The organism is Stenotrophomonas sp. YJH_SMC_53, assembly GCF_059369995.1.
In genome coordinates, this window is the sequence record NZ_JCAFTF010000009.1 from 180,746 (window position 1) to 187,422 (window position 6,677).

Consider the following 6,677-nt stretch of genomic DNA (forward strand, 5'->3'; position numbering starts at 1 on the left):
CCGCGCTAAGCCGGAAGGCTCAGGCTGCGGCCGCTGCTGAACGCCCGTCGTTCGCCGCTCAATGGGTCGTCGAAGGCCAGGGCCCGCGCCAGCAGCTGCAGCGGCGCCTCGGCGACGTTCGGCGGACGTTGCCGAAGCTGCGGGTACAGGTCGTCACCCATGATCGGCGCCCCCAGCATGGCCATGTGCACGCGCAGTTGATGCTTGCGGCCGGTCTCCGGCAGCAGCCGGTAGCGCCAGATCGGCCCTTCGGCCTCGATCAGCTCGATCCGGCTGCGCGCATTGGGCTCACCGGGCACTTCGGACATGCGGAAGAACGGCTCGCCCGGCACCAACCGGCTGTCCCGCTGCAACGGAAACGCCAGCCCCGGCAGCGCCGGTGCCAGGGCCTCATAAGTCTTCTCGATGCGCCGCTCACGGAACAGGCGCTGGTAAGCATCGCGCGACGCTCGCTGGGTCGAGAACAGCACCAGCCCGGCCGTCAGCCGATCCAGCCGGTGCAGCGGTACCAGATCGGCATTGCCGGTGCGGGCGACCAGCCGCGCCAGCAGCGTCTCGCGCACATGCCCACCCGCAGGTGTCACCGGCAGGAAATGCGGCTTGTCGGCCACCAGCAGGTGCGCATCCAGATGGACGATGGTCTCGACAAAGGGAATCACCGGTTCGTCGGCCACCTCGCGGAAGTACTGGATCTCCCGCCCGACCTGCCAGGGCATGTCCGCAGTGAGCGCCCTGCCCTGCGCATCCAGCACACGGCCACGCGCGAAGCGATCCTGCCATTGCGCGCGCGCGATGCGCGGGAAACGTGCACACAGGCCATCCAGCAGGGTGGCCCAGGGGCCGGGCGGCAGCTGCAACCGGCTGGGCAGGCTCATGGCGTCCACTCCGGCCACAGGAAAGACCTCAAGAGTGCCACCGTTGACGGCATGCAGACAGCCCAGCCACGGACACCCCCGGAGCAAACCTCTATCATTGTCGTCTTTAGTCCACGGACCCCCCATGGCTCTTACCGCCACCATCCGCAAGGCCGAACTGCAGATCAGCGACATGGATCGCGGCTACTACGCGACCCACAACCTGACCCTGGCCCAGCATCCGTCCGAGACCGACGAGCGCCTGATGGTGCGCCTGCTCGCCTTCGCGCTGAACGCCGGCGACCGCCTGGAGTTCGGCCGCGGCCTGAGCACCGATGACGAACCCGATCTGTGGGAACACGACTACACCGGCGACATCCTGCAGTGGATCGACCTGGGCCATCCGGACGAATCGCGCATCCGCAAGGCCAGCAACCGCAGCCGCCAGGTGCAGGTGGTCAACTATGGCGGCAACGCCTCGGAGATCTGGTGGGGCAAGCAGGGCAAGGGCCTGGCGCGCTTCGACAACCTCTCGGTGGTCGACCTCGACGGTGCCTTCGTAGAACTGTGGGGCCAGCAGATCCAGCGCGCGATGCGCTGGAGCGTGCTGATCCAGGACGGTGAAGTGCAGCTGCTCAACGATCAGATGCAGCTCGACGTGATCCCGACCTGGCGCAAGCGCGCCAAGGCATGAGCACGATCCGTTGTGACGTGGTGGTCATCGGCGCCGGCGCAGCCGGGCTCATGACCGCGATCACGGCTGGCCAGCGCGGCCGCCAGGTGCAGGTGATCGACCATGCCAACAAGGTCGGCAAGAAGATCCTGATGTCCGGCGGTGGCCGCTGCAACTTCACCAACACCGGCACCACCCCGGCCAACTTCCTGTCGGCCAACCCGCACTTCTGCAAGTCGGCGCTGGCCCGCTACACGCCCTGGCACTTCATCGAGTTGGTGCACAAGCACGGCATCGCGTATCACGAAAAGGAACTGGGGCAGCTGTTCTGCGATGTCTCCTCCAAGCAGATCGTGAAAATGCTGGTGGACGAATGCCAGGCAGCCGGCGTGCAGATCCGTACCGACTGCAGCGTGCAGCGCATCGAGCACGGCAACGATGGTTTCCGCGTGCACACCACGCACGGGCTGTTCCATTGCGCCTCGCTGGTGGTTGCCACCGGCGGCCTGTCGATTCCCAGCATGGGGGCCAGCGGCTTTGGCTATGAAGTGGCCCGCCAGTTCGGCCACCAGGTGCTGCCGACCCGCGCCGGGCTGGTGCCGCTGACCCTCAGCGGCAAGCACCAGGAACGGTTGGCCGACCTCAGCGGCGTGGCGCTACCGATCGAGGCGCGCTGCAACGGCAAGAGCTTCCAGAACTTCATGCTGCTGACCCACCGTGGCGTGAGCGGTCCGGCCATCCTGCAGATCTCTTCGTTCTGGCGGCCCGGCGATGCGCTGGAGCTGGACCTGTTGCCGGGCCAGGATGCGGGCGAGTGGCTGCGCCAGATGAAGCGCGACCGCCCCGCCGCCGAGCTGCGCACGGTGCTGGGCGAGGTACTGCCGAAGCGGCTGGCGCAGCGCCTGTGCGAGCACTGGCTGCCCGACCGCCCCGTGCGCCAGCTGGACGAGCCGGTGCTGCGCCAGGCTGCGCAGCTGCTGGGCGCATTCCCGCTGGTGGCCAGCGGCACCGAAGGCTACCGCACCGCCGAGGTCACCCTGGGCGGCGTGGACACCGCCGAAGTGTCATCCTCAACGATGGAATCCAAGCGCGTCCCCGGCCTGCACTTCGTTGGCGAGGTGCTGGACGTGACCGGCTGGCTGGGCGGCTACAACTTCCAATGGGCCTGGGCCAGCGGCCACGCAGCGGGCGGCGTGGTGTGAACCACTTCGCCGTTCCATGCGCGCAAGGGGTACACGCATGGACGGTTCGCCGCGCATCGTGTATCTAGATTCGCAGATTGGGGAGCAGTGCATGCAGAACGCGAACGACATCACCATCCGCCTGCTGATCGTCGATGACAGCGGCGAGAATGCCGAAGCCATCGTCAGCACCCTGCGCAACAGCGGCATCGCGGTACGCCCGTGGCGCCCACAGGATGCGGCCGAGCTGGCCCAGGTGCTGACCAGCCAGGCCATCGACCTGGTGCTGGCCTCGCCGTCGCAGGGCATTCCGCTGCAGCTGGCAGCCCAGCACATCGCTGCCAGCGGCAAGGACATCCCGCTGGTGCTGCTGGCCGAGCGCATCGACGAGGACGAACTGGTGCAGGCCAGCAGCCATGGCATCCGTGCCCTCGCCCTTCGCCAGCGCCCCGAGCACCTGCTCGCCGTGGTCCGCGACCAGTGGGTCGACCTGCAGGCACGCCGCGGCCTGCGCCGCATCGAGGCGCAGATGCGCGAGACCGAGCGCCGCTGCGACGCGCTGATCGCCTCCTCGCGCGACCCCATCGCCTACGTGCATGAAGGCATGCACATCCGCGCCAACGACGCCTATCTGGAGATGTTCGGCTACGAGCAATTCGACGACATCGAAGGCATTTCGCTGCTGGACATGGTCGCTGCCCAACACGTGGAGGGCTTCAAGCAGCTGCTGAAGGGCCTCAGCCGTGGCGAGGCGCCGCCGCCGCAGTACCAGCTCGACGCGCGCCACCAGGACGGCAGTGCGTTCCCGGCGACGATGGAATTTGCGGCGGCCACCTACGAAGGCGAGTCCTGCCTGCAGGTGGTGCTCCGCCGCCGCATGGAGTTCGACCCCGAGCTGGCACGCGAGGTCGAGGACCTGCGCCAGCGCGACCAGGTCACCGGCCTGCTCAATCGCCCGACCTTCATGCTGCAGCTGGAAAGCGCGGTGGCCCAGGCCGGGCGCAGCGAGGGCCAGTTCGGCCTGCTGCTGATCGAGCCGGACCACTACGCGCGCCTGCTGCCGGATATCGGCCTGGCCTCGGCCGATACCCTGATCGGCGCCCTCGCCGCCCTGCTGGCCGAAGTGGTTGGCGAGGACGCGCAACTGGCCCGTTTCGGCGAACACAATTTCGCCGTGCTGCAGGCCGGACCCTACGCACAGACCGTGGCGCTGGCCGAGCGCATCCGAGAAGCCTACGCCGCGCACGTCTTCAGCATCGGCGCACGCTCGGCCACGGTGACGGTCAGCATCGGTGGCGTACAGGTCGGTGAGAAGATCGCCAGCATCGGCCAGGTGCTGGCGCGCGCCAGCGAATGCACCCAGGCTGCAGCCGAGCTGGGTAACACCTGCCGCATCTTCGACCCGGCTGCCGCCGACCGTGTCGAGGAAGAGCGTGTGCAGCGCTGGGTGGCGCGCATCCGCGAGGCGCTGGCCGGCGACGGTTTCCAGCTTCACTACCAGCCGGTGCTGAACCTGCAGGGCGAACCACTGGAGCTGTACGAAGCCTATCTGCGCCTGGAAAACAATGGCGAGCTGCTGAGCCCGACCGCGTTCCTGGGCATCGCCGAGGAACACGGCCTGCTGGCCGACATCAACCGCTGGGTGGTCTCGCAGGCGATCGCGGTGCTGGGTGAACGCGCACGTGCGGGTCATGCCACCCAGGTGCTGGTGAAGGTCACGCCGGAATCGTTCGATGACCCACAGATGATCGCCACCCTGCACCGCGAACTGCAGGCACAGGGCGTGCCCGGCGAACGGCTGTGGCTGCATGCACCGGAAGCGAAGGTGTTCACCCACCTGCGCAGTGCACAGCAATTCCTTGCCGAAGTGGCGCCACTGGGCTGCCGCATCGGCCTGGAGCAGTTCGGTTCCGGGCTGGACTCGTTCCAGCTGCTGGCCCACTTCCAGCCGCAGTTCCTCAAGCTGGACCGGGGCTTCACCAGCGACCTGGCTGCCACCCGCGAGAACATCGACCGCATCAGCCAGATCACTGCGCGTGCTCAGGAAGCGGGCATCCGCACCATCGCCGAATTCGTCAGCGATGCCAACTCGATGACGCTGCTGTTCAGTGCCGGCGTGGATTACGTGCAGGGCGACTTTGTCGGCCCGGCATTGCCGGAGATGGGGTTCGAATTCGGGTAACGCCTCTCTGTAGAGCCGAGCCATGCTCGGCTGCGGGACTCAAGCGAAGAGCAGCCGAGCATGGCTCGGCTCTACACAAACCAGAAGGCCGGCTTTCGCCGGCCTTCTGCCTGATCAGGTCATGTCGACCAGGTTGCCGATCTTCACGTCCGGGTTGACGTCGGCCTCGTAGTCCACGCCCTCCACGCCAAACCCGAACAGACGCAGGAAGTCGGCCTTGTAACCGGCCAGGTCGCTGATTTCGTACAGGTTCTCGTTGGTCACCTGTGGCCACAGCGCGACCACCTTGCCCTGCACGTCTGCGGCCATTTCCTTGTAGTCCGCACGCAGGCGGCCTTCCTCATCGACCAGCGCGACGGTGTGGCCGTCGCCATCGACCAGGTCGTGGCGCAGGCGATCGACCGCCACGCCATCGGACTTGCCGCCGTAAAGGATGTCGTACAGCACGTCGAGCTGCTCGATGCAGCCTTCGTGGGTGCCCTTTTCCTTCATCACCTTGAACAGCAGCGACAGGTACAGCGGCATGGTTGGAATGGCCGAGCTGGCCTGGGTCACGACGGCCTTCAGCACCGACACGCGTGCGTCGCCGCCGATTTTCGCCAGCTTTTCGCGCAGGCCCAGCACCTTGGTGTCCAGGTCCTTCTTGGCCGCGCCGATCGAGCCATTCCAGTAGATCGCCTGGGTGATCTCTTCGCCCACGTAGGTGAAGGCCGTGGTGGTACAACCCTTGGCCAGCACGCCGGCATCGGCCAGCGCATCGATCCACATCTGCCAGTCCTCGCCGCCCATCACCGCGACGGTGCCGGCGATTTCTTCCGGGGTGGCCGGCTGCAGGGTGGTCTCGGTGATCACTTCCTTGTCGGTATCCAGCCCGCGCAGGGTGATCGGCTCGCCGATCGGCTTCAGCGTGGAGCTGATGATCTCGCCGGTTTTCGGGTGCTTGCGGCGCGGCGCGGCCAGGCTGTAGACAACCTGGTCGACCTGGCCCAGATCGGCCTTGATCATTTCGATGGTCTTCGCCTTCACTTCATCGGAGAAGGCATCGCCATTGATGCTCTTGGCGTACAGGCCGGCTTCGTCGGCGTACTTGTGGAACGCGGCCGAGTTGTACCAGCCCGCGGTACCCGGCTTGGTCTCGCTGCCCGGGCGTTCGAAGAAGATGCCGAGGGTGGCAGCACCACTGCCGAAGGCAGCGGTGATGCGCGCAGCCAGGCCGTAGCCGGTGGACGCGCCGATCACCAGCACACGCTTGGGACCGTTCTGGATCGGCGGGCGCGCACGGATGTAGTCGATCTGCTGCTTGACCGCGGCCTCGCAGCCGGTCGGGTGGGTGGTGACGCAGATGAAGCCGCGGACGCGCGGTTTGATGACCATGGATACCTCGGGTTGGCAGATGCGGCGCGCGGGGCGCTCAGCAGGAGTAAGGGCGCGCACGCGCGCGAACCGCAGGATCGTAGTGCGCGGGGGAAGATTGCACAACCGACGCTGGCGTAGGGTGGTGTTTCTTTTGCAGGGTTGCACCCTGCACCCGCAGAGGCAACGTCAACGGCAGAAGCTGGGTTCCTGTGGGTTGGCGGGGTGGGCCCGGTTGCGGGGGACGCCGTTAACCCATCCTTGGGGGCTTGGCCGCGGCATCCATGCCGCGGACTGATCTGGCCCCCCGTCAGCGGACGCCAAGAAGCGATACTTTGATCGCACCTGGAGGTCCCTTATGTCCCGTATCACCCGTCGTAGCTACACCGATGAGTTCAAGCACCAAGCCGTGGAGTTGGCCGAGTCGCTCGGGC

General features: G+C 66.8%; 5 protein-coding genes. 3 read left to right on the forward strand and 2 right to left on the reverse strand.

The window, feature by feature from the left end; genetic code table 11:
- Positions 1–5 precede the first annotated feature (5 nt).
- Positions 6–875 (reverse strand): pseudouridine synthase, encoded by an 870-nt coding sequence (locus AC5P7X_RS15605; protein ID WP_171958455.1) that lies wholly within the window; start codon positions 873–875, stop codon positions 6–8.
- Between the two features lie 124 nt (positions 876–999).
- Between AC5P7X_RS15605 and AC5P7X_RS15610 the strand changes: the two genes are divergently transcribed.
- From AC5P7X_RS15610 to AC5P7X_RS15620, 3 genes are all read left to right on the forward strand, one after another.
- Positions 1,000–1,548, forward strand: coding sequence for a YaeQ family protein (locus AC5P7X_RS15610; protein WP_005416207.1), 549 nt, complete (start codon positions 1,000–1,002; stop codon positions 1,546–1,548).
- Positions 1,545–2,729, forward strand: coding sequence for a BaiN/RdsA family NAD(P)/FAD-dependent oxidoreductase (locus tag AC5P7X_RS15615; RefSeq protein ID WP_206620129.1), 1,185 nt, complete (start codon positions 1,545–1,547; stop codon positions 2,727–2,729). Before AC5P7X_RS15610 ends, AC5P7X_RS15615 begins: the two co-directional genes overlap by 4 nt.
- Positions 2,730–2,820: 91 nt before the next feature.
- Positions 2,821–4,890 (forward strand): EAL domain-containing response regulator, encoded by a 2,070-nt coding sequence (locus AC5P7X_RS15620; RefSeq protein WP_005416205.1) that lies wholly within the window; start codon positions 2,821–2,823, stop codon positions 4,888–4,890.
- Between the two features lie 114 nt (positions 4,891–5,004).
- On the opposite strand, the gene fabV is transcribed toward AC5P7X_RS15620, so the two are convergent.
- Positions 5,005–6,264, reverse strand: coding sequence for an enoyl-ACP reductase FabV (gene fabV / locus AC5P7X_RS15625; RefSeq protein WP_188248875.1), 1,260 nt, complete (start codon positions 6,262–6,264; stop codon positions 5,005–5,007).
- Between the last annotated feature and the right edge of the window lie 413 nt (positions 6,265–6,677).

Coding starts and splice junctions, on each gene's coding strand:
- AC5P7X_RS15620 (WP_005416205.1), top strand. CDS start 2,821: ATGCAGAACGCGAACGACATCACCATCCGCCTGCTGATCGTCGATGAC.
- AC5P7X_RS15605 (WP_171958455.1), bottom strand. CDS start 875: ATGAGCCTGCCCAGCCGGTTGCAGCTGCCGCCCGGCCCCTGGGCCACC.
- AC5P7X_RS15615 (WP_206620129.1), top strand. CDS start 1,545: ATGAGCACGATCCGTTGTGACGTGGTGGTCATCGGCGCCGGCGCAGCC.
- AC5P7X_RS15610 (WP_005416207.1), top strand. CDS start 1,000: ATGGCTCTTACCGCCACCATCCGCAAGGCCGAACTGCAGATCAGCGAC.
- fabV (WP_188248875.1), bottom strand. CDS start 6,264: ATGGTCATCAAACCGCGCGTCCGCGGCTTCATCTGCGTCACCACCCAC.